Genomic DNA, 24,414 nt, shown 5'->3' on the forward strand with positions numbered 1-24,414 from the left:
AGCCGTTTCAGCGCCGACAGGAGCGGTAGTGAGCATCGAAGACCCGAACCATCCGGCCATCGCCGTCATCGGCAGTGGATTCAGTGGAATAGGCGTGGCGATAAGCCTCGTACGCGCCGGATTCACCGCGGTGACCGTGTACGAACGGGCCGGCGATATCGGTGGAGTCTGGCGTGACAACACCTATCCGGGCGCGGCCTGCGATGCACCGTCGCATCTGTACTCGTATTCGTTCGCACCGAACCCCGCGTGGTCGCGCCGCTTCGCGCCACAGCCGGAAATATTGGATTATCTGCGCCGGTGCGCGGCCGAATACGGGATCACCGAGCATGTGCGCACCGGCACCGAGGTCGTGGCGGCGGTATTCGACGAACACCGGTATCGGTGGGAGCTCACATTGTCCACGGGCGAGACCGCCCACGCCGATGTACTGATTTCGGCGTGCGGACAGTTGAGCCGGCCCGCATATCCCTTGCTACCCGGTACGGCGGATTTCGCCGGGACGGCATTCCACTCCGCGTGCTGGGATCACGACTTCGACCCGGCCGGCCGCGATATCGCGGTGATCGGTAACGGCGCCAGCGCGATACAGTTCGTTCCACACCTGGTGGAGAAGGCGCACAGCGTCACCGTTTTCCAGCGGCAACCCCATTGGATCAGCCCCAAACCCGATGGTGAATACGGACCCCTGCGCCGCCGGGCGAACAGGTGGCTGCCGCTGCTGCAGAAAATTCCGCGGTTGGCAGTGTTCTGCTGGTTCGAGGGAATTCTCAATCCGATGCTGATCTCCCGGCGCGGCCGGCGCCTCCTCGCCGCGCCTATCCGGTTGTGGTGCCGGTGGAATCTCCGGCGGATCACCGACCCCGAGCTGCGCCGCGCCCTGCTGCCCGGATACGAATTGGGCTGTAACCGCATTCTCACCTCGAACGATTACTACGCGGCACTGGACCGGGACACGGCGCGGGTGGTGACGAATCCGATCGCAACGGTGCGGCCCACCGGAATAACGACCGAGGACGGACAGCAGTTCGATGTGGATGCCCTCATCTATGCGACTGGTTTCCGCTCACACGATTTCGTGGCGCCGATGCGGGTGACGGGACTCGCCGGACAGAATCTGGACACCGTCTGGAAATCTGGTGCGCGCGCCTATCTGGGGCTCACCGTGCCCGGATTCCCCAATTTCTTCCTCATGTACGGGCCCAATACGAATGTCGGCTCCGGATCCATCGTCCATATGTTGGAGAGCCAGATGAAATACATTGTCGGCGCCGTCGGGGAGATCTCCCGGGTACGGTATCTGGACCTCCGGCCGGACGTGCTCGAGCGATTCGACAGCGAAACCCGGCAGCGGCTGGCCGGCACCGTATGGAATACCGGTGGCTGTCACAGCTGGTATGTGGCCGATACCGCGTCGGGGCCGGTGAATACGAACAACTGGCCGGGCTCGATGCTGGGATACCGGCGCAGGACCCGGCGCTTCGATACAGACAACTACCGGACGGTCCCGCGGCCGGCCGAATCCGCTCGTGACCGGCGAGCCTGACAGCATGGACACGCGTGGGGCACCGGCCGATACCGACTCTCGGCCGAGGGCAGATCCGGTGCCGCACCAGACCTCCGACAGCGCCGTCGCGCAGCGGATCCTGGATGCCGTGGAGGGCCTGCTGGCCACCGGTCTTCCCTATACCGCGCTGTCCATGCAGCGTATCGCCGCGGCGGCCGGGCTCGCCCGGTCGACGGTGTATCGCTACTTCCCGCAGAAGAACTGTCTGCTCATCCGGCTGGTGGACGCAGATACCGAGGACGGGTTCGCGCCCGAGGAATGCTGGTGGGCGCAGTGGCGGGCAGATGACCTCGCCGCGCTGACCGATGCGCTGGCGGCGCTGCTCGAATACCGCCGCAACCGTGGACATATCCTCGGTGCGCTCGCAGAGGTGGCGGCCTACGACCGTGGGGTGGCGCGATATCACGCCGAGCGGACGGCACGGCTGTCCGATCGTGTCGCCGACAGTCTGCGGAAAGTCCGTGTCGTTGCTTCGTTGCCGGCAGACCGGGCCTCGGCATTGATCATCGTCGCCATGGTCGAGCGCACCGCCGAGCTCTATTCCGCGCTGGACCCGCCGGTCGCCCCGGCGAGTATCGCGACCGCGCTGGGCAAGGCGGTAATGGCGGTCGCGGCGGGATAGACGGTTCAGTCGCGCGGGACGCCGGGGGTACTCGGTGCCCCGATTCCTTGTGCGGCACAGGGCTGGTGCGAACCGGCCACCGCGTCACCACCCCGGAAGACGTCGCTCGCACCATCACATTCCTCGTCCGTCAGTTCTGTCCTCGGGTACCGAGCGCGACGGGGCCCATGAGGCCCGCGGGTCGCGACGAGTGTGTGATGTGATGCCGGCCAGCCGCGGCGGTGCGCGACTGCGAAACCCCTACTGCCGACTGATGTGCTCGGCAGTAGGGGTTTCGACGACCGGTCCCGGCCGGTCACGAGTCGTGGCGCGCAGTCGGGGTGCCGGCGCACCCGGCGGACTCGTGCCGGTGCTCGATCGCGGTCGGATCTACCCGGTGGGCTGTTCCTCGGTGGGCTGCGCGGGGGCAGGCGGTTCTTCCGAGGGCAATTCCGCGGCGGGCGGTTCCTCCGTCGGCAGCTCGGCGGCGGGCGGTTCCTCCGTCGGCAGCTCGGCGGCGGGCGGTTCCTCCGTCGGCAGCTCGGCGGCGGGCGGTTCCTCGGTGGGTTCCTGCGGGGCGGGCGGTTCCTCGGCGGGCGGCTGTTCGGCCGGCGGCTCGTCGATCGGGTGGGTGGCGCAGGCGAGAATCGCCTGGCCCTTGGTCCGGGCGACTGTCCGGGCCTCGTCCGCGCTGGGCAGGACCTCTACCGAAGCGTCCTCGAACATGCAGGCCACCCGGCCCATCAGCGTCTCCAGCGGCGGAGCCTCGGGCATAAGAGCCGGTGGAGTGCCCTCGTCCGGGGCCGGCGGCGCGGGCTCGGTAGCTGGAGCACTCGGCTCAGCCGCGGGTGGTTTCGTCTCGTCGTCCGCGGGCGGTGCGGGCGTTTCTTCTACGGGCGGAGCGGGTTCCGCAGGCGGGGGTGTCTCCTCACTGTCGATCGGCGGCGCCGGTTCGGTGCTCGGCGTGCCCTCTTCCTCCGTAGGCGGCGCGGGTTCGGCCGGTGCTGTCGTTTCCTCGTTTCCGGTGCTCGGTACGGGTTCGGCCGGCGCCTCGGTGGTCGGCGTGGGCGCCGGGGTGGTGGCCACGCCCGGCTGCGCCGATGCCAGGGGCGACACCAGGCCGGCGGCCGCCACCGCGACGGCGAACGTGGCGAGCCTGCGGGAGGTTATCGGCATCACAAATCCTTGCTGTTGGGGTACGGGAATTTCGAGCTCGATTACCGATCGGTCTCTGCAGTGTATGTCCGGAGTAATTCGATATGTCGATTCCCGGCCTTTCGACATCCAACTCGCCGAATTGCCTGGGCCGCTACACAATAGAGGCCCTGAATTGTTTTAGCCGAAACACTCTCCGGCCTGCGTCGACTATCTCGTGTGGCGGTGTCAGTGTCGACGATAATATGAATTTCGTGCTCGTTCTTTCGGCGAATTCACAATTGATGCGTGGCGGAGGGGCCGGTCAAGAGTTCGAGGAATCGTTGCTGCTGCCGGCGACCCCGGGCGGCGGCACGGGCCCGCCCTCCGGGGGCGAACCGGGCCGCGGCACTGCGCATCAGGTTCACCGGTAAACGCAGAAGCGGGTACCACGGCGGCATGAACGGCCACAGGCCCAGCCGGTGCACGGATCGCGGGCCGAGGAACGCGGTGGCGAGGGACAGATGCTGGGCGCGCGCGAACTGGCCGCGCAGCCGGGCCATATTCGGATACGACCAGCCGAGCGGATCCCGGGCGAGGGGAACGGCGAGACGCCGGCTGGTCTCATCGGGGTTCATGATCGCGGTGAGGCAGTGATAGAGGATTCGGACACCGTCGCGGAAACCGGTGGGCAGCCAGCGCTCCTCGACGCCGATCAGCCATCCGACGTAGCGGGTGAGGTGTGCGGCCGCGTCGAGGTCGGCGCGGCTGGGCAGCATACCCATGGCCATACCGCCGACGAACGGGGCCAGTAGCGCGCCGACCAGGGTGGCGGCCATATCTGTCTGGTTGATCGGCAGGCCCCAGTCCTCGGTGCGCCAATCAGGCCGGTCCAGTAGATGTCGGCGGACCAGCGAGTGGATGAGGCGGACCCGCAGCGTGGATCGGTACCCGGGCCCGAAACGAGCCATCGCGTCCTCGCCGGATACATCCATGGCCCAGCGCAGCGTTTCGGCGAACCGGGCGGCCGGGCCCTTCTCCAGTGCTCCGGTGCGCAACAGCGTCCGGTTGAAGCCGGAGGCCAGGTAGCCGCCGAGGAAGGAGACGTCGCGGGCGAGGTAGAGGCCGTCCGCGCCACCCATGCGATAGATCTGCGCCCCGCGTCGCAGCATATCCGGGTCCACCCATTCCGGCGGTGTTTCCATGCGGCGGAAGAAAGCGACCAGCGGCTCGGGTGCGTCCGGAACGGAATCGATTCCGGTGGCGAGTGCCTGATCGAACAGTGGCCGGGTAGTGGCGGTACCGGCCTCGCACATCCAGGCGGCGAGCTCGTCCATGGCCGGGTCGGCCACGAGCAGGGATTCGCCCAGGGCGCGCCACCGGGCGGTATCGGGCCTGCGGATGCCGAGCGCCAGCGCGAACGGGCGGAGGCCGGGAACACCGCGGGGTGTACCGGGATGGCGGGTGGGAACGGTCCGGGTCATGAATACGGTTCCTCCGAACGGCCTGCTGTGCCCATATACCGAGGTGAAACGAACATACGAAGACCGTTGCACGGTGTCAATGTGTTTGTCATATGACACCGGACCGTTTCGAGGCCGGGCCGCGAGTGGATGTAGCCGGCGCGCTGTCGGTGCCGACAGACGCGCTCTTTTTACTCGGAGTTCATGCGGTGCCTCCTGACGGCTTGTGGCAGAACACAAACCGGGAGGTGATACGCCCCACGATTCTCCGGGTACTTCGTATCGACTGCGCAACGGTGTACCCGGGAGCGATGGATTGTATCGACTATTGGTATGCCTGCATTGGTACATTGAAAATCATGGTGAGGCAGGGCGACGCGGTCGACGAGAAGATCATGGATGCTGCGCTGGTGCGGTTGCTGCAGGTGGGCATCCGGCGCGCCAGCCTCGACGATATCGCGCGCCGTTCGGGCCTCAACAGGGTCACCATCTACCGCCGGTTCGCCGGTAAGGACAATCTCATCGAAGCGGTCATCATGCGCGAGATCGAGCGGATGCTCGCCGAGGTCGGCCGGATCTCTGCCGAGGGCACCGATGTCGACGATCAGATCGCGCGGACGGCGCTGTTCGTCCTACGGCAGGCCCGTACCCACCCGCTGCTGACCCAGCTCATCGAGGTCTCCCCGGAGGAAGCGATCGAGTTCTACACGGTGCGCGGTGAAGAGATGGTGAGTTCGGCGATAGGCTATATCGTGACGATGCTGGAGCACGGGCAGGCCGCGGGCACCATCGACGACTACGACCCACGGCCGGTGGCCGAACTGCTGGCCCGGCTGGCGCATTCGCTGCTGCTCACCCCGCTGGGTGGTGTCGATTTCCGCGACGAGGAGCAGGCCGCGGCCTTCGTCCGGATGGCGGTTGTACCGCTGGTCCGGCACGGCGCTACGGCCGGGCCGGGTGTGGTGCGGGAATCGCCCGCGGCCGGCCGGTCGCGTACCCGCTGATCCGGCCCGCGGCCCGGCGGACAGGTGATCGTCGTTTCAGCGTGCGGGTGGGCGCAGGACCGCGTGTGCGTGGATGAAGAGTTTGCGGTCCAGGCATCGGCCGTCGAGCTCGACGATGCCCGCGCCGGTTCCGTCGACCGAGACCATCCGGCCGGCGATCTCCACCGGCCGGCCCGCCCGGCCGCGCTGCCCGCCGAAGTGGGTGAATTCGGCGTCGTAACGGGCGACTGCGGCGGGGTCGCCCAGACAGGACGAGAGATAGCCGGCCGTCAGGGCGAGACGCATCATCCCGGAAGGTGGCCTGCCGTGCGCTTCCGGACCGGCCGCCGTGCGGTAGTGATCGGGAGTGCCGAGCGCGTCGTAGGTGTCCATATCGGCGCTGTCGACAGGAAAGATGCGCCGCGGTAGCGGTAGCCCCGGGGAAGTCGCCGCGGACCTGAGGGTTTGCCTGTTGCCGGTCAGGGTCCGGGCCCTGTCGACTACCCCGCCGAGGGGGTACGGCCGGGCCACCGGGTGCGCCGAAACGGCGGGCGCGCAGACGTACAGCGAGCTGGAACTCGATTGCACGATCTCGCCGTGCTGGTCGGTGAACACCAGTTGCGCTTCGACGCCGGCGTATTCGCCCGTTGTCCGGATCGACCTGATCCGGATATCGGTGGTGACGATATCCCCGGCGATCAGCAGGCGCCGGATGTCCAGCGTCTGCCGGGTGTGCAACAGCGCGGTGGGCGCGACGCCCGGCGCGAGGATCCGGACGGCATCGTATTGGGCCTTGACCATCACGACTGCGGCGAAGGTAGGTGGTGCGACCAGCGCCGGGTAGCCGTAGTCACGGGCGACCGAATCGTGGTGATGGATAGGGTGGTCGTTGTGGGTGAGCTCGGCGAACAGCCGAATACGTTCCGGCGTCACGATATAGGGACCGGGGCAGGGGATCGGGCCGCGGCCGGTGAGCTGTGCGGCCGCGGACTCTCGGTTCAGTGCCGGTGAAACGGTGATCCGCGCGGATTTCGGTACGCCGTTGACGATCTGCATCGTGTCTCCTCGGTGCGTCCGCGGGCGGCTGCCGTGTGGGAACGGGTGGACGATGTCCGGGTGGCCGCGGCAACGTTCTCAGACGGCTTTCCCCACAGGTGCCGCGCCGGCCGCGACCGTGGATCGCGCGATCGGCTTCGGTGCCGCCGGGCCCGGGTAGCCCTTGCCTTCGAACGCGCCGACCACCATCGCCGCCTGCAGTTTCGACAGTCCGGATACCGTCGCCGGGTCGTAACCGGTGACCTGGTGGATGCGGCGGAACCGGTAGTCCACCGTATTCGGGTGGACATGGAGCAGCCGGGCCGTGCTCTTGCGGCTGCCGTCGCAGCGGATGTAGACGAGCAGCGCATCGACCAGGTCGCGATGCCCGTCGAGCGACGAGGCGATCCGGCTGAGGCTCTCCCGTGCGGGACCGGGCCGGGTGACCTGGTATTCGAGGGCGATCCGGTCGAACCGGTACACCCCATGGGGGTAGCCGAGCCGGCGCACCACGTCCAGCATTTCGTGCGCGGTATCGACGGAGTCCTGGACCCGGTCCGGTGGGCAGAACAGGACGGTGGCGGTGACCTGGGTGCGGAGGATCCCGTGCAACCGGGCGGCGATCCGGGCCACCCGGCCATCGGTATCGCCTTCCGCGGGTACGGACAGGGTGCCGCCGTGTTCGGTGATCAGCGACAGCACGCTGATATCGGCGTCACCGGTCAGGCACGATTCGATACGGTCGGCCCGCACGCGCCGGTTCGGCGGCGGTTCGGCCGTGCTGATCTCCTCGAATTCGAGGGCCACGACGGCAGCCTGCTCGCCGGTGCCGCTGGGAGCAGGCCGCGGAGTGCCACCGCGCAGCGGGACGACGTTCTTTCCGGCGGTGCGCGCGGCGCTGTCGTAGGCGGTGCTCGCAGTGGCGAGGACGAACTCGCATACCCGGCCAAGGCGCCGGCTGTACACCGCGAGCTGCCCGGCGGGCAGGCCGCCGGCATGTAATTCCTGCACGGTCACTTCGAGGGCGCCGCGGACCGCGCCGGTGACCGCCGCGGCCGTTTCCCGCCGGGCGACGGCTATCTCGACGGCGCGGTACAGATCGGCGATGAGTGTCTCCGATTTCTCGCCTGCCCCGCCGAGTAGATGCCGGGTGACCAGCGCCCGCGGGTCGACACTGCGCAGGCGGCGGAGTTCGGACAGCGGGGCGCGGAGTTCGTCGAACTCCGGGCCCAGGTCCCGTTTCAGTTCCGCGGTGGCTCCCGTGGCGTAGTCACGGGCTTGCCGTACTGCCCGGGCGGTCCACCGTGCGGCCTCGGGAAGCCGCTCCGGGCCGAGTATTACCAGCGCCGCGACGAGGAGGACCAGCACCTCGCCCCATCCGATACTGCTGAACACACCGGGAGCGTATCTCTCCCGCACACCGTGAAATATGAAGTAACGAAGGTCTGTTCATTGTCACAGTCGAGAAGACGGAAAAAGTAGTGGACCGTGCCGAAACAAGAAATCCAGTACATGCGAAAGTAATTGGAGGATGGTCCAGTTGCGCGGTCGAACACCGCTGGAGTTGCTCACAGAATCGTGCGGCGACAGTGGTCGCCGCGCCGATCCATGCCGTTAACTCGTGAGCGAGTTCGCCGGGGAACACCGAGTTTTCGGCGCGCTCCGGCGTCCGGAACGCCGCGGCGACGGCCGGATCGGCCGTCGGTTCCCGGGCCGATTCGGCGCACGACCGTGGTGCCGGGCCGGCCCCAGTCGGCACGAATCGAGGCATTCGGTGGTCAATTACGGCTTCTTCGAAGAATGGAATCCGCCGGGCGGTGTGCTCACCACATGGACCGCGACCCCGCAGTCGCGCGAAGCGGCGCGCCGGGCACCGGCGCATCCCACACCACCGTCGTATCAGCAGGAGGTCTACCTGCGCGCCGCATACCGTGAGGACGGACAGGGGTTCCGCGCGTCGCGGCTGTGCATGATCGCGTTCGATCTGCCGGGCATACCCGACCATCGCGCCATGACCCGCACCGTGAACGCCTTCCTGCGCCGCCACGATACGTTCACCTGCCACTTCGTTCCACAGGTGGACGGATCGTTCGGCCGGCACCGGATCGATCCACGAACCGTCGATTTCCGGCCCGTCCGGCACGGCGCGACCGCTGGGAGCGCCGCGATCCGGTCGCATGTCCAGGGGGAAACGCCCGGCCCACTCGAATGGGACTGCTTCACCTTCGGGATCATCGAGCGCACCGACTCTTTCACGGTGTACGCGGCCATCGACCATTTGCACACCGACGGTGTCGCGCAGGCCCTCACCTTCGTCGACCTGCTGACGATCTACTCCGCGGAATGTGCGGGCCGTCCCGCTGCACTACCGGAGACCACCGGTCATATCGCCTACTGCGACCGCGACCGCCAGGTGAACCGGCAACTCGGTCCGCATTCGGCGGGCGTCCGGGAATGGCGCAACATCCTCTACCGGCACGGCGGTGAAATACCGGCGTTCCCACTGGATACCGGAGTCACTCGGGGCGGTTATACCCGCGGCGCCCAGGTGACGGTGACCCTGCTACCGGAAGCGCAGGCGATCGAATTCGACGAACTGTGCGCGAGCCAGGGCGGGCGTTTCCTCGCGGGAATTCTCGCCGCGGCCGCCTGCGTGGAACGTGAACTCGCGGGCCGCACCCGCTATCTCGGACTGACCCCGGTGAACACCCGGCACGAGGTGGGTGAGGCCGCCTCGGTCGGCTGGTACACCAATCTCCTTCCCGTCTCGTTCCAGGTCGGCGCGGCCGATACCTTCGCTTCGCTGGTGGGTTCCGCCCAGCGGGCCATGGACCAGGCCAGGCAGCTGTCGGATATCTCCCTGCACCGTGTGCTCGAACTCGCCGAGCAGGACCCGAATATCGCCGCCGCGCCGGGCTGCTCGACGCCGATGCTGTCGTATCTGGATATCCGCCGGATTCCGGGCGTCGCCATGTTCACCGCGGTCAACGGCGGGATCTATGCCAACCCGATCAGTCCGCGCGAGGTCTATATCTGGGTGAACCGTTTCGCGGACGCCACCCGGATCACCTTGCTGTTCCCGGACAACGCCCGCGCCCGCGAATCGGTCGACCGGTATCTGGCAGCGCTGCGCCGGGTGGTGAATACCGTCTGCACCACCGGAGATTACGGCCTGGCCGTGGACGCGGTGCCGTGATCACCTCCACCCTGTCCGGCGCTGCCGCCGGCTCCGAGCGTGTGGTCCGGGGTCCGCTGATCGTCTGCCTGTTCGCGGTGGCGGTGCAGGTACTGGATATGACGATGCTGGCGGCAGCGCTACCGGTCATCGCCCGCGCGCTGCAATTACCTGCGACGCAGCACATGCTCGTGGTGACCGGATACAGCCTGGTCTTCGGCTGCGCACTCATGGCCGCGGCACATTTCGGCGACCGGTTCGGCCGCAAGCGGATCTATCTGACCGGTATGACGGGGTACGCCCTGTGCGCGGGCTGGTGCGCCACTGCCGGCGGGGGAACGGAATTGGTGACGGCGCGCTGTCTGCAGGGGCTGTGCGGTGCGCTGATGGCGGCACAGACACTGGCCGTCATCACGACCTCGTTCGGGCCGCGGCACCGGACGACCGCGTTCGCCGCCCACAGCGCGACCGCCGCGGCCGTTGCCGTCGCCGGTCCTGTTCTGGGCGGGCTCCTGGTCGACGCGGATCTCGGAAATACCGGGTGGCGTGCGGTGTTCCTGGCCGAGATGGTGTGTGCACTGGTCGCGGTCGCCGCGGCCGTGCGGTTCCTGCCCCGGCACCGGCCGGTGCCGGACCGGCGTTCCGACCCGGTCGGCGCCGGACTCGGGATCGCCGTGGTCGCGGTGCTGTTGTCGCTTGTGCTGCCGCTGGGTGGTCCGCGATCGGTGCCCGAGCTGGCGGTCGGCGGCGTATGCGTGGCGGTGGCGCTGCCGGTGCTCGTGCACCGTGGCCGCGGAACCGGCCGTGCGCAGATATTGCCGGTCGCACTGTTCGCCCGGCGGGAATTCGCGCTGGGGGCGGTGGCAGTGCTGGGTTTCTCGGCGATATTCGCCGGGCTTCCGCTGACAGTGTCGAATACGGCCCAGCTGGGACTGGGTTTCAGCGCACAGCAGGCCGGAATGCTGCTGCTGCCGAGTGCTCTCGGTGCGGTGGCCGGCGCGATCTCGGCGCCGATGCTGATCCATCGGATCGGCACCGTGACACTGCTTGCCGGAACAGTTCTCTTCGGGCTCGCCACGGTGTCGGTCGCCGTGCTGATCGATCCCGGTTCCGGACGCATCGACGTCCCCGGCCTGATTGTGCCGCTGGCGGTGGCGGGGATCGGGCTCGGCTGGTTCGCGGCGCCGTTACCCGCCCTGCTGATGTCCGGGATCGATCCGGACGATACCGGCGCGGCGTCGGGGTCGGTACCCACCCTGCAGCAACTGGGCGGTGCGCTGGGACCGGTGATCCTGCTGGCCCGGCCGGAACAGGCGTCCGCGGATGGCTTGCCGATCCCGGCGTCCGCAACGGCCGGATCCGCCGCAGAGACCGGGATACCGTTCGATTCGGCCGCGGCCTCCGATCATCTTGCCGCACTCGTCAACTCCTTGTGGATCGTTGCCGGGATGGCGGCCGCGCTCGCCGCGGTGGTCCTCGCCCTTCCCCGGGAGCGGAGATGAGTTCTGTGCGGCCGGCACACCCGGTGCCGTCGGTACCGGTCGGGGGTACCGACGTGGCGCCGTTCGCCGTGCTTCCGGTGTCCCTGCTGGCGGGCGCGGCGGCACTGCTGTGGCTGGTGCGGGCGGATCGTTACCCGTATTTCGGTGACGAACTGTATTTCCTGATGGCCGGCCGCCATCTCGCCGCCGGCTACGCCGATCAAGGGCCGGTCGTCGCAGTGCTCGCTCGCGCGGCCGATCTCCTGGCCCCGGGATCGCCGGTGGTACTGCGCACCCCGGCGGTCCTGGCGGCGGTGGCCGCGGTCGTGCTCACCGCCGCACTGGCCCGTGAATTCGGCGGCGGCACATACGCGCAGGTGCTGGCCGCGCTGGCCTACGCGACCTGCCCGTTCACACTGTCACAGGCGGCCGCCCTGTCGACGTTCGCGCTCGAGTCCACCTGTTCGGCGCTGGTGGTGTTGCTCGCGGTGCGGTGGAACCGGACCCGCGACAATCGGCTCGTCCCGGTCGCGATCGGGGTGGCGGCGCTGGACCTGCAGATCAAATGGCTCGCGCTCGTGGTGCTGGCCGGGCTCGCCGCCGGATTCGCGTTCGCCGGGCCGCGGGCCCTGTGGCGGTCGCGGGTGTTCTGGGCGGCGGGTGCGGTGGCCGCGCTGACCGCGCTACCCGGTATCGCCTGGCAGGCGCGACACGGGTGGCCGCAGTGGGCGATGGGCGAGGTGATCCGGGCCGAGCAGTACGCGGCGACGGGCGGGCGGGTAGCGCTGCTCGGGCACCAATTGCTGCAATCGGGTTTTCTCGGAACGGTTCTCCTGACGGCCGCGATCCTCGGATTCCTCCGCCACGCGGGGTTGCGGCAGTTCCGCTTCGTCGCGGTGGCGGCAGCGGTGGTGCTGGGATTCGCCGTCGTCACCGGGACCCGGCCCTACTACACGGCTGCGCTGCTACCGGCAATGTTCGCGGCGGGCGCGGTGGCTCTGGCGGCGTGGTCCGGACGGCGTGGTCGCGGTCTGGCGGTGGGCTGCGGTGCCGTGTCCACCGCGATCGCGGTGGCCGTGGTAGTGGTCCTGCCGCTGGGCGCGGTGGATCGGCCCAGTGATTCGGCCGCGCAGGTGTATGCGCGCCTGCGGATGTACGGGACCAGCGGCGTGCCGGACCTGACGGCGACTGTGACCCGGGCTTACCGGGGCCTCCCGGCGGATGTGCGGGGCCGCACGGTGATCGTCACCGATTCGTACTGGCAGGCCGCCGCGCTCGAATACCGCGCGGGCGCGCAGCTGCCGCCGATCTACAGCCCCAATCGCGGATACGCGTACTTCGGCCGGCCACCCGACCGGACCGGCAGCGTGCTGTATGTCGGCTCGGCGGCGGGCCGGGAGGCGCTGTGCGGGCACTTCCGGGCCGCCGCCACCGTGGCGCAGGCCGATGAACGGCTCGGCTTCCCCGGGATCAGCCGGTTCGTGACCGTCGCGCACTGCACCGGAGTACTGCGCCCGTGGCCGGAAATCTGGTCACGCACAACAACTCTGACTCTCGATATGGGCGTCACCTGATCATGCGAAGCGGCGCACCATTCGTCCCGAAGGAGTGACAATGAACCGGTACCTGCCGAATACGAAGAGATGCGAATCGGGCGCAGTCGAGGAGGTACGTGCCCGGACCGAGAGTTGGGCGTCGTCACCGCGAGCGCGGCGCCGGGACCGCTCGGGTACCGCTGAGTATTCACGCACGACAGCGCGGTGGATCGCCTCGACGATGGGTGTCCTGATCGTGCTGTTCGCCGGCGCGGTACCGGGTTCGGCGGCTCCTGATACGACCGCGGGGGAGTCCCGGATCGTCGATATTGCGCCCGGCCCCGACGGATTCCTCGACGTACAGGTGTACTCGGCGGCGATGAACACGGTCCTGGAGGTGAAGGTGCTGCGCGCCGTTGATCCCGCGACGGCGGCGCCGGCCCTGTACCTGCTGAACGGGGCCGCCGGTGGGCACGGCGCCAGCAGCTGGCATCAGAAGACCGATATCGGGGCGTTCTTCGCGGACGAACAGGTCAATGTCGTGATACCGCTGGGCGGTTCGGGCAGTTACTTCACCGACTGGCAGAGTGACGATCCGGTACTCGGCCGGCAGCAGTGGACGACCTTCCTGACCCGGGAACTGCCGCCTCTGATCGACGCGGAGTTCAACGGTACGGGCGTCAACGCGGCGGCGGGTATATCGATGGCGGCGACCTCGGTGTTCCAGCTGGCTCTGGCCGCGCCCGGCCGCTACGTGGCGATCGGCTCCTACAGCGGCTGTATTCGCACCTCGGATCCGATGGGCCGGGTGATGGTCCGTGCTGTGGTCGGCCGCTGGGGCGGGGACGCGTCCAATATGTGGGGCAGGTGGCCCAGTCCGGGATGGACGGCCAACGATCCTTATCTCCACGCCGAACAGTTCCGCGGAATCACCGTCTATGTCTCGACCGGGACCGGCCTGCCGGGGCCGCTGGAAACCTTGCAAGGCCCCGGCATCGCGGGCGATATCGGCAAACTCGTCGACCAGGCGGTGGTGGGCGGTGTGCTGGAGGCGGTTACCAACCACTGTGCCCATATGCTGCGGGACCGGCTGAACGAACTGGGAATTCCCGCCGTTTTCGATCTGCGGCTGAACGGTACGCATTCATGGGGTTATTGGGAGCAGGATCTCCACCGGTCGTGGCCGCTGTTCCGGGATGCCTTGGCGCGCGGGCAGTAAGAGCGCGGCCGGATGACGGGCCGGACAGTCACACGTTGACCCGATGTAACGAGAACAGTATCCTTGGTGCATACCCTCGGGGGTCGACTTTCATTCCGCTGTCCGCGGCGCATTCCATATGCCGCCGACCTCTTGTGCCCGTCGATAATTCGCAAGGACCGAAAATGGCTGTGATCGTTCCCGTCCGGCATCCCGAACTACCCCGGAAACTACCGGCGCTGCGTGCCTTCGCCGCACTGTTGGGCGTCGCCGCCCCGACCCCGGCGCAATGGCAGGAACTCGGTGAGGCGCTCACAGTCGGCGATCCGCCGATGGACGCCGTGGTCGACTGGATGTACCGCGAGGGGCTGGAGGTCACCTGGCCACTGTTCGAGCAGGCGCTCCAGCAGGGGGTCGCGGAAATGCGCGATGCGCCCACGCCGCTGTGGGAGTTCTTCGTCGAGGTGGAATCACCGCCCGGCTGGCTGGACCCGGAACAGTTACGCCGGGGTGCGCGGGTCTACCGGCTGGCCGGAGTCGACGGAGTCTATGTCGCGCGCGATGTCGCATTCCTCGGTGGCTACCTGGCCTCGGGATTCAACAAGACGCTTCTCCGTACCGGGGCGCTGGAGAAAGGTCCCGCCAAACGGTTCGCCGAAACGGCGCAGTGGGCGCTGGACGTCACCGCCGAGAACGGATTACAGCCCGGGGGCGCCGGGTACCGGTCCACGATCCAGGTCCGCCTGATCCACGCGCTGGTGCGGCGCCGGGTCGCGGCCATGCCGGACTGGCAGGGCGAGAGCTGGGGGCTGCCCATCAATCAGACCGATATGGCTGCGACCCTGGTGGGTGCCCTGATCGCGCCGATAATCGGATCCGTGCCGATGGGAATCATCGTGCCGCGGCGAGACCTGGACGCCGCCGCGCATCTGGTGCGCTATGTGGGCCGGCTCGTCGGTGTCCAGGACAGTTTCCTGCCCGTAGATTTCACCGATGCCGTCCGGGTGTTCTATCACACCCTCACCGCCATCACCGACCCGGACGAGACGACGCCGCAGCTGGCGGTGCCCATGGCCGACGACCCGCTGACCTGGCACTACCAGAGTTTCCCGGAGCTGCGGCGACGGATCGCCCGGGCCCGGCACCTCTCGATCGCCGGCACCATGCTGGGTCCGAAAGCGATGCGCAGGCTCGGGCTGCCGCCGTATATGCCGCCGTGGTATCCGCTGCTGCGGCTGCCGGTGAATCTGATCCGCTCGGCGCTGATCCGGTTGCCGGGCGGCGCGAACCGGGTGGCGGCGCACGGCCGTCGCGCCCAGGAAGCGTTCCAGCGGACCCTCACCGGATCGGATTCGGTGGTGATCGGCGATTCGGTCGAGGGGTTCTGATGAAGGGGCACGCGCTATGGGGGTGCGAATAATGCGGGTACACAGGGCATTGCGCCGAGATCAGGAATCGGCGTCGGCCGGTGTCACCCGGTCGAAGGGGGCGCACTGATGGGCAGGCATCGGCGCCGGCGCCGGCGGGCGCTGCCCCGGATCTCGGTGGTGACGCTCACCGGCCTGCTGCCCACCGGCGTTTTCGCTGTCGCACACCCACCGGAGGACGCGATAGCGGCACCGGAGGCGGATCTCGCCAGGAGGGTGAAAGGGGTGGCCGAGAATCCGAGCCCTACCTCTCGTGCCCCCGTACCTCCGCTGCCCCCACCGGCTTTCGTACCTCTGAAGGCGGCGAAACCGGCGCCTCCTCCGCCTCTTCCGCCCCCGCCGGTCGTCCCCGTCCCGGCCACGGGCGCCGCGGATATCCCGGCGGTCGCGGTGGCCGCGTACCGCAACAGCGCGCACGTCCTCGGCGCGGAAAGCCCCGCCTGCGGCCTGCCGTGGACGCTGCTCGCCGGCATCGGCCGGATCGAGTCGGGCCATGCTTTCGGTGCGCTGGCCGACGGTGCGGGAAATCCGGTGCAGCCGATTTACGGCCCCGTACTGGACGGGACCCTGGACGGAAACGAAATAATCACCGATACCGACGACGGTTTGCTGGACGGTTCCGCGACCCACGATCGTGCCGTGGGCCCGATGCAATTCATTCCTGAAACCTGGAGCTACTACGCCTCGGACGGAAACGGCGACGGTGTGACGGATCCGCAGAATATCTTCGACGCGACTCTGGCTGCCGGCCGATATCTCTGTGCCGGCGGCGCCGAGCTCGACCATCGGGCACAGCGGGAGCGAGCGATCCTGCGCTACAACAACTCTGTGGCCTATGTGGTATCGGTGCTGGCCTGGGAAGAAACCTACCGAAATGGTTCGGGTGCGTCCGCTTCGGGCTGAAATACATATACAGAGAGTGGATCGATCGGGTTATATACGATCACAAACAATATCTGACCCGAAAATATCCGCGATACGATCGAAACGTTCTTATCGGATAGCCGCGCGAAAGGTTGAGTGATTTATGCGTGCTATTGCAAAAGTGGGTGCGGCCGGAGCGATGCTCGGTGGCCTGGCGTTCGGGGTGGTGCCGGCGCAGGCGGCTCCGGGGATAGCGCTGGAGCCGGCGGCGGTCGCCGTGCCGGCCGCCGCCCCGGCCGGCGGTGGCGGATCCAGCATCGTCAATGCCGGCTCCTCGGCCCTGTCCTGCGCGCTGTCGACGATCTCCGGCGGTGTGTGGTGCCTGCCGGGGTGATGTACGCGTGGAGCGCCGGGTCGGGCGGCGTTCCGGCCGGTGTGCCCGTGTCGTGGACCGCGAATCGGGGTCGGTGACACCAGTTTTGCCGGTGCGGCGGCGGTCCGGGAATTCGTTCCCGGGCCGCCGTTTCGTTTGTGCCGGACCTGTCACCGGGGCGGTACGTGGACGGACCAGGGAGGGCGCAGTCGGTCCGGTGGTTCCGGTGTGCGACAACGCCGGGTGATTGTGACGCTGCCGTAGCGGGACGGGCAGCCGGTAGGTGATTACCCGATCGGTGCGCGAAATAATGTGTGGCAGAAGTATTGCCGGTACCGTTCGGACCGGGCACCGTAACGCGCGGCGGGTGCCTTTTCTCGCTCGGCGGTTTCGAAATAATGGAACAGGCACCGATCGGGGCCGCCGAGCGAGATACCCGCGACTACTCCGGAGAATTCGTCTCCACCGGCGTCGCCGGGTTCGCCGCATATCCGCCCGATCGGACCCGGGCCGGCATCCGATGGAGCCGGTCCTGATGATGAATTCCCCGAGCTCCGTACAGATCTGGGCCGCGCTTCGGCGGAAGGTTGCGAAAGATCTTTGCACATACCTGTGACATCACATCAAGAGCTGATCTTTCGTTGACCGCATGTATCGAATCTGGATACATTGTTGCCCACCTGATCGGAAGCCTGATGCCAATAAGGACGTGATCCAATGGCCGAATCCGAAGTCTCCCGCCGTAGTTTCGTGAAAGGTGCTGCGGCCGGTTCGATCGCAGTAGCCGCCGCGACAGCGGCGAGCAGCGGTTTGGTAGGCCTCACCAATGCCCACGCCGCCCCCGACAAGAAGAAAGTAGCTGTGCTGGGTGGCGGTATCGCCGGCCTCACCGCCGCACACGAACTGGTCGAGCGCGGGTTCGAAGTCACCGTGTACGAACGCCGTGCCTGGGGCGGTAAAGCGCGCAGTATCGACACACCGCTGCCGGTGGCCGGCGGCCGCAAACCACTGCCGGGCGAGCACGGCTTCCGATTCTTCCCGGGCTATTACTACGCCATCCCCGACACCATGAGCCGAATCCCTTTCGAGGGTAATGCGCGCGGTGTACAGGACAATCTCACCGAGGCGCTCACCGCGACCGGCGCGCAGGGAGCCCCCGACATCACGATTCCGTTCGCGCTGGACTTCAACGCGATCGGGTTGGCGGCGAATCCGCAGCGGATCCTCCGGACACTGCTCGGCGGGATGATCTGGCTGCCGAAGCTGCCGATCCCCGATCTCACCGTCCTGCTCCGGTCGCTGCTGGTCTACTTCACCAGCAGTGACGAGCGCCGGCTCGGCCAGTGGGAGCACACCTCCTTCAAAGACTTCGTCTTGATGGACGGCTCGAACCCCACCTACAGCCTGCTCATCTCCACCGTCACCCGTGCGCTGGTGGCGGCCAAGGAGGAGAAGGCCAGCGCCCGGACGATCTGCAACCAGGCCGAGGGATTCCTGGCCGCCATTCTCCATCGCACCGACGGTCGGTTCCCGGACCAGGTCCTGAACGGGCCGACCAACGAGCGGTGGTTCGACCCGTGGCTGGCCTATCTGGAGAGCCAGGGAGTGAAGTTCCAGATGGGGACCGATATCAAGTCTCTGGAAGTCGCCGACGGGCAGATCAAGTCGGTGAAGGCCACCACCGAATCCGGCAACAGCGATATCGAAGCCGATTGGTACGTGATGGCCTTCGCTCCGGAGCAGGTGCCGCAATACCTGAGCCCGGAGATCCTGGAGCTGGATCCCGATCTCGAGCGGATCAAGTCGCTCGAGGTCGACTGGATGAACGGTATCCAGTTCTACCTGAAGAACGATCGGCCGATCGCGCCGGGCCATATCGGCTGGATCGACTCGCCCTGGCGCCTCACCGGCATCCAGCAGGGCCAGTTCTGGGTGGACAAGTTCGCCGACAACTACGGCGACGGCAATGCGAAAGACTGCTTGTCACTGTGTATCTCGGACTGGGACACGCCGGGGCACAAAGTGCGCAAAAAGGCCAAGGAGTGCAGCCCGGAGGAAATCGCGCAGGAGGTCTGGTATCAGGTCACGACCTCGCAACAGGGCGAGCCACTGGTTCCCGACCTGACGGACCGGGATCTGCACTCCTGGTTCCTCGACCCGGGGTACCGCTGGGATCCGGCCGCGGGCGTGGGTACCAACGAGGACTACTTGATGATCAACACGAAGAGCTCCTGGGAGAATCGTCCCACCGGACCCACCAAGATCCCGAACTTCTTCCTGGCCGGCGACTACCTGAAGACCGAGGTCGACCTCGCGACGATGGAAGGAGCCTGCGAGGGCGGCCGGCACGCGGCGAACGCCATCCTGGATGCGGCCGGCTCGGACGCCGAGAAGGCACGGCTGTGGAAGCACCCCACCCTCCGGGAGTTCGAGGGGGCTCGTGCCCTGGACGCGCGCCGGTATGCGGCCGGTCAGCGCAACATTCTGGATTTCCCGCGGTAGTCCACGCGCACAGTTCAGGTCCGGCCGTCCCGGGTCCCCTCGCCGGGCCGGCCGGATCATCCGCCCACAATGATCGGAGGCAGCCATGGGTGCGATGAGTCCGGCACACTGGCTGATAGTTGTCCTGGTATTCGCGTTGTTCTTCGGCGCGAAACGACTCCCGGACGCGGCCCGCAGCCTGGGCCGTTCGATGCGGATCTTCAAGACCGAGGTCCAGGAAATGCACGACAAACCGGATTCGGATCCGGCCGATTCCGGCGATCCGCCGGTACGGGAACTCCCTTCGCCGGATAACGCCGGCCGGGTAGCGGAGGCGAAACCGATTCTGCGGGATTCGCTGCGGGCCTGAGAGCTCCGGCGAGAAACCGGACCGGGGTGCCGCCGGAACTACTCCAGCGGCGCCCCGGTGAGTTCGCCGTGCGGCGCCCTGCGCGAGACAGCACAATCCGAGGCGAGGTTATGGGAATTTTCGATGTGCTCCGGCGCGGCAGGCGGCGGACGGATCCGGACGGCACCATGCCGCTGGTCGAGCATCTGTACGAACTGCGCAGCCGGCTGCTGAAATCACTCGCGGTCGTCGCGGTGACCACGCTGATGGGTTTCTACTGGTACAGCCACACAATATTCGGTCTGCCCAGTCTCGGCGATACGCTGCGCGAACCGTATTGTTCGCTGCCGCCGGAGGTACGGGCGGCGATCACACCGGACGGCAGCTGCCGGCTTCTGGCCACCGGGCCGTTCGAACAGTTCGTCCTGCGCCTGAAAGTCGCGATCACCGTGGGGGTCGTACTGGCCGCGCCGGTATGGCTGTACCAGCTGTGGGCATTCATCACTCCCGCCCTGCGTACCGCCGAACGCAGATATTCGGTGGGTTTCACCGCCGTCGGCAGCGCGCTGTTCGCCGCCGGGGCGGTGCTGGCATATCTGGTGGTGGCGCACGCCCTGGGCTTCCTGCTCGCCATCGGCGACAATGCACAGATCACGGCGCTGAGCGGCGCCGAATACTTCGGCTTCATGATCCGGCTTCTGGTGATCTTCGGCGTCAGTTTCGAGACCCCGCTGCTCATCGTCGGGCTCAATCTGATCGGCGTGCTGGACTACCGGCGTCTGGCGGCGTGGCGTCGCGGAATCATCTTCGGGCTCTTCGTTTTCGCCGCGGTGGTGACTCCGCAGGACCCCCTGTCCATGCTCGCGCTCGCGGGAGCACTCACGATCCTGTTCGAACTCGCCGTCCAGTTCACCCGATTCAACGATAAACGCCGGGCCCGGCGGGCAGACTCCGCGCTGCCCGATGATAGGGCCGCGCCTGTTTCCGACCCGGAACCGGTGTGATCCGGCGCCGCATCGCGAACGTCACCCGCGCGGCCGGGTCTATTCGGTTCCGGATGTATATCCCCGGACCACCAGGGCCGACCGCAGGTACCACAGTCCCGGCGCCTCATTGGCATCCAGGCCCGTCAGCTCGCCGATCCGCTTGAGACGGTAATCCACCGTATTGGGGTGGATATGTAATGCGCGGGCGGTCCGCTGCCGATTGAGATTGTTGGCGATATGGGTGTGTAGCGTGCGCGTCAGCTCCGGGTGCTCGTCGAGCGGATCCAGTAAGGACGCGAGCTGGTCCCGCCCCGGCCCCGGCCGGGTGAGCTGATATTCGAGGGCGAGATCGTCGAAGCGGTAGAGCCCGGTCGGCAGGCGCAGGCGGCGGACCACATCGACGATCGCCCAGACCTGCTCGGCGGCCGTCGGAATATCGGCCGGGGACGCTTCCGCGATGACGGTGACCACCGGCGCGCCCACGGTCCGCGCCACGCGGTCGACGGATTCGTCGAGAACGCTGCCGGTGCCGGCGTGGGCGGGAATCAGGACTGTGGTGCCGTCCGTGGTCCGATGCGCCAGTGCTTCCGGGGAGAACAACCCGGCGAGTTCCTCGGGCGTGAGCTGAGGCCCTTCGCTGTGCGCGGCCGCGGCCGGGGACCCGGGACCGAGCACCGATGCGGGACCCGTGATATCGACTGCCAGCACGTGGTAGGAGCCGGCAACCACAACCCCGGCCGTTCGCGCAGCCGTCGCCGGACTGCATCCCGTGAGCAGAGCGGCGGCCAGCGTGCGATTCTCCGTGCCGGTGCCGGAGCACACGGCGGCCGTGTTGTGGCGGTGAGCGCCGGCGGCTGCCCGCGTGAACGAGTTGTCGTGGACCGGCATCCGGTATCACCTCGCTGTAGGACTGTCTTCTCGCGGCGAACCCGCCCCGGGGCGACCGCTCGCCGCGGTAGTGGACACAGCGCAGGGACTTGCCGCCGGGGGCCCGGCCGCCGGTACGGCGCTGTCGTATTCGTAACTGTGCGCGACGAGGGCGGACTGCAGATTCCACAGTCCGGTCTGCTGCACCGGATCGCAGCCCGTGAGCTCCTGAATGCGCCGAAGCCGGTAATCGACAGTGTTGCGGTGTAATTCGAGCATCTGGGCGGTCGTCTGCCGGCGCAGGCGGTTGCGGATGTACAGCAGCAGCGTGTCGAGTAGCTCCGGATGGTCGTAGAGGCGAGAGACCCGGGCTGCCAATCGAGTGCGGGCAGGTCCCGGCCGGGTGAGCTGGTATTCGAGGGCGAGGTCACCGAACCGGTAGAGACCTGGACCGTACTGCAGCCGCCGGGCGAGATCGAGCAGTTCGTGCGCGGTATCGGCCACCGCCGCTATTCCGGTGCGCGGTGCCGGGACGGTGATCGCCAGGAGCGGAACCCCGGCCGCCGCGGCGAGGTCTGCCACCAGTTCGGTGGGGTCGGCGGAATCGGCGGGAACGAGCAGCGTACCGCCGTGCACGCCGAGAGCGGTCAGGATCGACGGATCCCGGGAGAGGACCGGTCGCATACGGTACACGGCGCCGTACGCTCCGGAACCCTGGAATGTCGCATCGCCTGCGGCGCAATTGCTATCGGTGCGTCCGGCGGTGTGCGGGGTGAGTGCGAGAACCGCATACGTTTCACTGATCCGGGCGCCGGGCGGGAGTGCCTCGATATTGCCCTGGGCTGCGGCAGTGGCGAGCGAGCGCAGGGCCGGTGCTGGGGCGTCGGCGCCGTTCGGCAACCGACCGGTGAGACCGGTGGACACCGCCCGCGCCACAGCCTCGTGGGCGCGGACGAACCGGCGGATCGCGGGCAGCAGCTCTGACGCCGAACCGGTTTGCGCATCGGCGAGGAGATCGGCGAAACGTTCGTCGACCGCTGCTCGTACGACGCGGTGGAACGCTTCGGCGGTGCCGCCGCGGCGGATCCAGTGGGCGGCCGAATCGTGGAGCCGGACCAGCTCGGGCGCCGGCGTCGAATACGGCAGGTTCGCGGCCTCGCTGGTAAGTACTCGGTGGCATGCCTGGATCACCGAGGTCCGGCAGTCGGCGAGTTCCGCGGTTCCGGGGCGGGGGTCCGGGCCGTCGGCGCTGTCGGCGCGGGCGGATCCGCCCGGCCGAGGTCCGATAACGGCGGTTGGGTGAAGGTCGGCGCTGACGGTCATATGGGCTCCATTCGGCCGGCTTGCCCGTGTCATGGATGGAGCAATACGATAGCGCTAATGTAACAAAGCATCAATGTCGGGTTCACCGTGTATCGGTGCGTCGAACGGTGCTTGCCGACCGCGGTCGGACAATGGAAACCTTTGACGCAAAGAAACAAGGGATGTATTTTCGGTGCATGTTGCGCGCGTATGACGAGGTCGAGGAGACGATCCTGGACGCAGCACTGCAGCGGATCCTGCAAGTGGGGATCCGGCGGAGCAGCCTCGACGATATTGCGCGCCGCTCCGGGCTCAACCGGGTCACCATCTACCGGCGTTTCGCCGGGAAGGACAACCTCGTCGACGCGGTGCTGGCGCGCGAGATCCAGCGAGTTCTGGCCGAAGCCACGGCCATCGCCACCACCACGCCCGGTGTCGACGCGCAGATCGAGGAAACGGTCCTCTACATCCTGCGACTCACCAGAACCCATCCGCTGATCACCCAGTTGCTCGAGGTGGCGCCCGAGGAGGCGCTGAGCTTCTACACCGTCCGCGGCGAAGAATTGGTCTCGCAGGGCATCAAATTCATCGTCAGCATTCTGGACGCCGCGCAGGAGCGCGGCGGGATCGACCGGTACGACACCGGGCCGGTGGCCGAACTCGTCGCCCGGTTCGCGCATTCGCTGATGCTCACGCCCACGGCCGGCGCGGATTTCGACGATCCGGACGCCGCACGCGCCTTCGTCCGCGCGGCGATCCTTCCCCTGATGCAGCACGGCCTCGGGGCATCCACACCACCACGCGCTACCCGCCGCACCCGGCCGAAAACATCTCGGCCCGAATAACCGTCCGTGCGGGCCGAGGCCGGTGTTGTAGCCGGTCAGAACTTGTATACGTGGTCGGCGGATCCGGCCAGCACGCACCAGTTGGCGAAATCGTGCTGATAGGTCACCGGCCGGCTGTCCCAGAGCCCGACCACCACCAGCGAGACCGGTTCGTAGATCATCGGACAGGCGGCGGGCTCGGCGCTGAGAGCGGCGAAATCGCCACCCACGTCCTCGAGTTCGGCGCAGGCGTCCACCGGTTCCGGATGGGCGCCACCCTGTTTCGGTGCGCACAGCAGGGTTGTGGTGCGGAATTCGGGTTTGCCCGAACGGGCGACGGCGGCCAGCGTCAGCACCGAGATCCGGGAATCGCCGGCTTCCTGGGTGGGGCCGGTAGGCGGCGATGATTCGGGAGCAGAGCTTTCCGGAGTTCGCGAGCTCGGCGTCGGTTCGGTCGTCGTGGATTCCTGTGCGTGCGCGGGTGCGAGGGCGAACCATGTTCCGCAGACGAGCGCCGCGGTGGCGGCGAGCCGACCGAGTTTCGACATTGTCCGAGCCTTCCTCGAATCTCCGGCCGCGGTGTGATTGCACAACAATGTACACGTCCGGTTTGTGTATCGGGATCAATTCGAATTATGCGCCGGAAATGCGGGTATGAGAATTGTTCGCATCGGCGCCGGAGAATTTGTTCACCGCGGATGGATTTCGCGGTTGCTCCGGGATCGGCGGCGGGGGCACGCCACCGATCCCGGAGGTGCCGGGCCCTGCC

Annotated in this window: 21 protein-coding genes and 1 pseudogene; 14 read left to right on the forward strand and 8 right to left on the reverse strand. The window is 67.5% G+C overall.

The window, feature by feature from the left end; all coding sequences use genetic code 11:
• The first annotated feature begins 28 nt into the window (after positions 1-28).
• Together ACFWPH_RS26115 and ACFWPH_RS26120 are read left to right on the forward strand one after the other, a co-directional pair.
• The gene (locus tag ACFWPH_RS26115) at positions 29-1,546 is read left to right on the forward strand and encodes a flavin-containing monooxygenase (RefSeq protein WP_378754743.1); all 1,518 of its coding nucleotides are present in this window, start codon (positions 29-31) and stop codon (positions 1,544-1,546) included.
• 4 nt (positions 1,547-1,550) lie between these two features.
• A complete protein-coding gene (locus tag ACFWPH_RS26120; protein WP_378754744.1) occupies positions 1,551-2,189 on the forward strand; it encodes a TetR/AcrR family transcriptional regulator in 639 nt (212 codons plus the stop codon).
• 369 nt (positions 2,190-2,558) lie between these two features.
• On the opposite strand, the gene ACFWPH_RS26125 is transcribed toward ACFWPH_RS26120, so the two are convergent.
• Positions 2,559-3,344: a hypothetical protein gene (locus ACFWPH_RS26125; protein WP_378754745.1), complete on the reverse strand. Its 786-nt coding sequence runs from the start codon at positions 3,342-3,344 to the stop codon at positions 2,559-2,561.
• A gap of 254 nt (positions 3,345-3,598) precedes the next feature.
• Positions 3,599-4,786 (reverse strand): oxygenase MpaB family protein, encoded by a 1,188-nt coding sequence (locus tag ACFWPH_RS26130; protein WP_378754746.1) that lies wholly within the window; start codon positions 4,784-4,786, stop codon positions 3,599-3,601.
• Positions 4,787-5,124: 338 nt separating this feature from the next.
• Between ACFWPH_RS26130 and ACFWPH_RS26135 the strand changes: the two genes are divergently transcribed.
• Positions 5,125-5,769 (forward strand): TetR/AcrR family transcriptional regulator, encoded by a 645-nt coding sequence (locus ACFWPH_RS26135; RefSeq protein WP_378754747.1) that lies wholly within the window; start codon positions 5,125-5,127, stop codon positions 5,767-5,769.
• 36 nt (positions 5,770-5,805) lie between these two features.
• Here ACFWPH_RS26135 and ACFWPH_RS26140 read toward each other — a convergent pair whose 3' ends face one another.
• The 3 genes and pseudogenes from ACFWPH_RS26140 to tatB form a co-directional block, all read right to left on the reverse strand.
• Entirely contained in the window at positions 5,806-6,804 is a 999-nt protein-coding gene (locus ACFWPH_RS26140) for a MaoC family dehydratase N-terminal domain-containing protein (protein WP_378754748.1), read from the reverse strand.
• Between the two features lie 78 nt (positions 6,805-6,882).
• Positions 6,883-7,305, reverse strand: coding sequence for a PucR family transcriptional regulator (locus tag ACFWPH_RS26145; protein WP_378754808.1), 423 nt, complete (start codon positions 7,303-7,305; stop codon positions 6,883-6,885).
• Positions 7,306-7,914: 609 nt separating this feature from the next.
• Positions 7,915-8,178 (reverse strand): annotated as a pseudogene (gene tatB / locus ACFWPH_RS26150) (Sec-independent protein translocase protein TatB); the annotation flags it as partial.
• Between the two features lie 226 nt (positions 8,179-8,404).
• On the opposite strand from tatB, the gene ACFWPH_RS26155 reads away from it, so the two are divergent.
• From ACFWPH_RS26155 to tatC, 10 genes are all read left to right on the forward strand, one after another.
• Positions 8,405-9,979 (forward strand): condensation domain-containing protein, encoded by a 1,575-nt coding sequence (locus ACFWPH_RS26155; protein WP_378754749.1) that lies wholly within the window; start codon positions 8,405-8,407, stop codon positions 9,977-9,979.
• Positions 9,976-11,460, forward strand: a complete 1,485-nt coding sequence (locus ACFWPH_RS26160; RefSeq protein WP_378754750.1) for an MFS transporter — start codon at positions 9,976-9,978, stop codon at positions 11,458-11,460. Before ACFWPH_RS26155 ends, ACFWPH_RS26160 begins: the two co-directional genes overlap by 4 nt.
• On the forward strand, positions 11,457-13,013 hold the full coding sequence (locus tag ACFWPH_RS26165) for a glycosyltransferase family 39 protein (RefSeq protein WP_378754751.1): 1,557 nt from the start codon (positions 11,457-11,459) through the stop codon (positions 13,011-13,013). Before ACFWPH_RS26160 ends, ACFWPH_RS26165 begins: the two co-directional genes overlap by 4 nt.
• A 202-nt stretch (positions 13,014-13,215) precedes the next feature.
• Complete coding sequence (locus tag ACFWPH_RS26170; RefSeq protein ID WP_378754809.1) at positions 13,216-14,193, forward strand: alpha/beta hydrolase; 978 nt, start codon at positions 13,216-13,218, stop codon at positions 14,191-14,193.
• 164 nt (positions 14,194-14,357) lie between these two features.
• Complete coding sequence (locus ACFWPH_RS26175; protein ID WP_378754752.1) at positions 14,358-15,560, forward strand: oxygenase MpaB family protein; 1,203 nt, start codon at positions 14,358-14,360, stop codon at positions 15,558-15,560.
• Between the two features lie 108 nt (positions 15,561-15,668).
• Positions 15,669-16,502 (forward strand): lytic transglycosylase domain-containing protein, encoded by an 834-nt coding sequence (locus ACFWPH_RS26180; RefSeq protein WP_378754753.1) that lies wholly within the window; start codon positions 15,669-15,671, stop codon positions 16,500-16,502.
• A gap of 124 nt (positions 16,503-16,626) precedes the next feature.
• A complete protein-coding gene (locus ACFWPH_RS26185; protein ID WP_378754754.1) occupies positions 16,627-16,857 on the forward strand; it encodes a hypothetical protein in 231 nt (76 codons plus the stop codon).
• Between the two features lie 696 nt (positions 16,858-17,553).
• Entirely contained in the window at positions 17,554-19,338 is a 1,785-nt protein-coding gene (locus tag ACFWPH_RS26190; protein WP_378754755.1) for an FAD-dependent oxidoreductase, read from the forward strand.
• 85 nt (positions 19,339-19,423) lie between these two features.
• The gene (gene tatA / locus ACFWPH_RS26195; protein ID WP_378754756.1) at positions 19,424-19,687 is read left to right on the forward strand and encodes a Sec-independent protein translocase subunit TatA; all 264 of its coding nucleotides are present in this window, start codon (positions 19,424-19,426) and stop codon (positions 19,685-19,687) included.
• Positions 19,688-19,797: 110 nt separating this feature from the next.
• Positions 19,798-20,670 carry a twin-arginine translocase subunit TatC gene (tatC, locus tag ACFWPH_RS26200; RefSeq protein WP_378754757.1) on the forward strand — a complete coding sequence of 291 codons (873 nt, stop codon included), beginning with the start codon at positions 19,798-19,800 and terminating at the stop codon, positions 20,668-20,670.
• A 39-nt stretch (positions 20,671-20,709) separates the two neighbouring features.
• On the opposite strand, the gene ACFWPH_RS26205 is transcribed toward tatC, so the two are convergent.
• Together ACFWPH_RS26205 and ACFWPH_RS26210 are read right to left on the reverse strand one after the other, a co-directional pair.
• The gene (locus tag ACFWPH_RS26205) at positions 20,710-21,540 is read right to left on the reverse strand and encodes a PucR family transcriptional regulator (RefSeq protein WP_378754758.1); all 831 of its coding nucleotides are present in this window, start codon (positions 21,538-21,540) and stop codon (positions 20,710-20,712) included.
• A 6-nt stretch (positions 21,541-21,546) separates the two neighbouring features.
• A complete protein-coding gene (locus ACFWPH_RS26210; protein WP_378754759.1) occupies positions 21,547-22,842 on the reverse strand; it encodes a PucR family transcriptional regulator in 1,296 nt (431 codons plus the stop codon).
• A 176-nt stretch (positions 22,843-23,018) separates the two neighbouring features.
• Here ACFWPH_RS26210 and ACFWPH_RS26215 point away from each other — a divergent pair, with 176 nt between their 5' ends.
• A complete protein-coding gene (locus ACFWPH_RS26215; protein ID WP_378754760.1) occupies positions 23,019-23,666 on the forward strand; it encodes a TetR/AcrR family transcriptional regulator in 648 nt (215 codons plus the stop codon).
• A 35-nt stretch (positions 23,667-23,701) separates the two neighbouring features.
• On the opposite strand, the gene ACFWPH_RS26220 is transcribed toward ACFWPH_RS26215, so the two are convergent.
• The gene (locus ACFWPH_RS26220; RefSeq protein ID WP_378754761.1) at positions 23,702-24,193 is read right to left on the reverse strand and encodes an SSI family serine proteinase inhibitor; all 492 of its coding nucleotides are present in this window, start codon (positions 24,191-24,193) and stop codon (positions 23,702-23,704) included.
• Positions 24,194-24,414: the final 221 nt, after the last annotated feature.

The sequence above is a fragment of the Nocardia sp. NPDC058499 genome, assembly GCF_042719915.1.
Taxonomy (GTDB): domain Bacteria; phylum Actinomycetota; class Actinomycetes; order Mycobacteriales; family Mycobacteriaceae; genus Nocardia.

Bases quoted from the DNA above. Each gene is read 5' to 3' on its own strand.
- ACFWPH_RS26120 (WP_378754744.1), top strand. From the start codon at position 1,551: ATGGACACGCGTGGGGCACCGGCCGATACCGACTCTCGGCCGAGGGCA.
- ACFWPH_RS26125 (WP_378754745.1), bottom strand. From the start codon at position 3,344: ATGCCGATAACCTCCCGCAGGCTCGCCACGTTCGCCGTCGCGGTGGCG.
- ACFWPH_RS26130 (WP_378754746.1), bottom strand. From the start codon at position 4,786: ATGACCCGGACCGTTCCCACCCGCCATCCCGGTACACCCCGCGGTGTT.
- ACFWPH_RS26135 (WP_378754747.1), top strand. From the start codon at position 5,125: ATGGTGAGGCAGGGCGACGCGGTCGACGAGAAGATCATGGATGCTGCG.
- ACFWPH_RS26140 (WP_378754748.1), bottom strand. From the start codon at position 6,804: ATGCAGATCGTCAACGGCGTACCGAAATCCGCGCGGATCACCGTTTCA.
- ACFWPH_RS26145 (WP_378754808.1), bottom strand. From the start codon at position 7,305: ATGCTGGACGTGGTGCGCCGGCTCGGCTACCCCCATGGGGTGTACCGG.
- ACFWPH_RS26165 (WP_378754751.1), top strand. From the start codon at position 11,457: ATGAGTTCTGTGCGGCCGGCACACCCGGTGCCGTCGGTACCGGTCGGG.
- ACFWPH_RS26170 (WP_378754809.1), top strand. From the start codon at position 13,216: ATGGGTGTCCTGATCGTGCTGTTCGCCGGCGCGGTACCGGGTTCGGCG.
- ACFWPH_RS26175 (WP_378754752.1), top strand. From the start codon at position 14,358: ATGGCTGTGATCGTTCCCGTCCGGCATCCCGAACTACCCCGGAAACTA.
- ACFWPH_RS26180 (WP_378754753.1), top strand. From the start codon at position 15,669: ATGGGCAGGCATCGGCGCCGGCGCCGGCGGGCGCTGCCCCGGATCTCG.
- ACFWPH_RS26185 (WP_378754754.1), top strand. From the start codon at position 16,627: ATGCGTGCTATTGCAAAAGTGGGTGCGGCCGGAGCGATGCTCGGTGGC.
- ACFWPH_RS26190 (WP_378754755.1), top strand. From the start codon at position 17,554: ATGGCCGAATCCGAAGTCTCCCGCCGTAGTTTCGTGAAAGGTGCTGCG.
- tatA (WP_378754756.1), top strand. From the start codon at position 19,424: ATGGGTGCGATGAGTCCGGCACACTGGCTGATAGTTGTCCTGGTATTC.
- tatC (WP_378754757.1), top strand. From the start codon at position 19,798: ATGGGAATTTTCGATGTGCTCCGGCGCGGCAGGCGGCGGACGGATCCG.
- ACFWPH_RS26205 (WP_378754758.1), bottom strand. From the start codon at position 21,540: ATGCCGGTCCACGACAACTCGTTCACGCGGGCAGCCGCCGGCGCTCAC.
- ACFWPH_RS26210 (WP_378754759.1), bottom strand. From the start codon at position 22,842: ATGACCGTCAGCGCCGACCTTCACCCAACCGCCGTTATCGGACCTCGG.
- ACFWPH_RS26215 (WP_378754760.1), top strand. From the start codon at position 23,019: ATGTTGCGCGCGTATGACGAGGTCGAGGAGACGATCCTGGACGCAGCA.
- ACFWPH_RS26220 (WP_378754761.1), bottom strand. From the start codon at position 24,193: ATGTCGAAACTCGGTCGGCTCGCCGCCACCGCGGCGCTCGTCTGCGGA.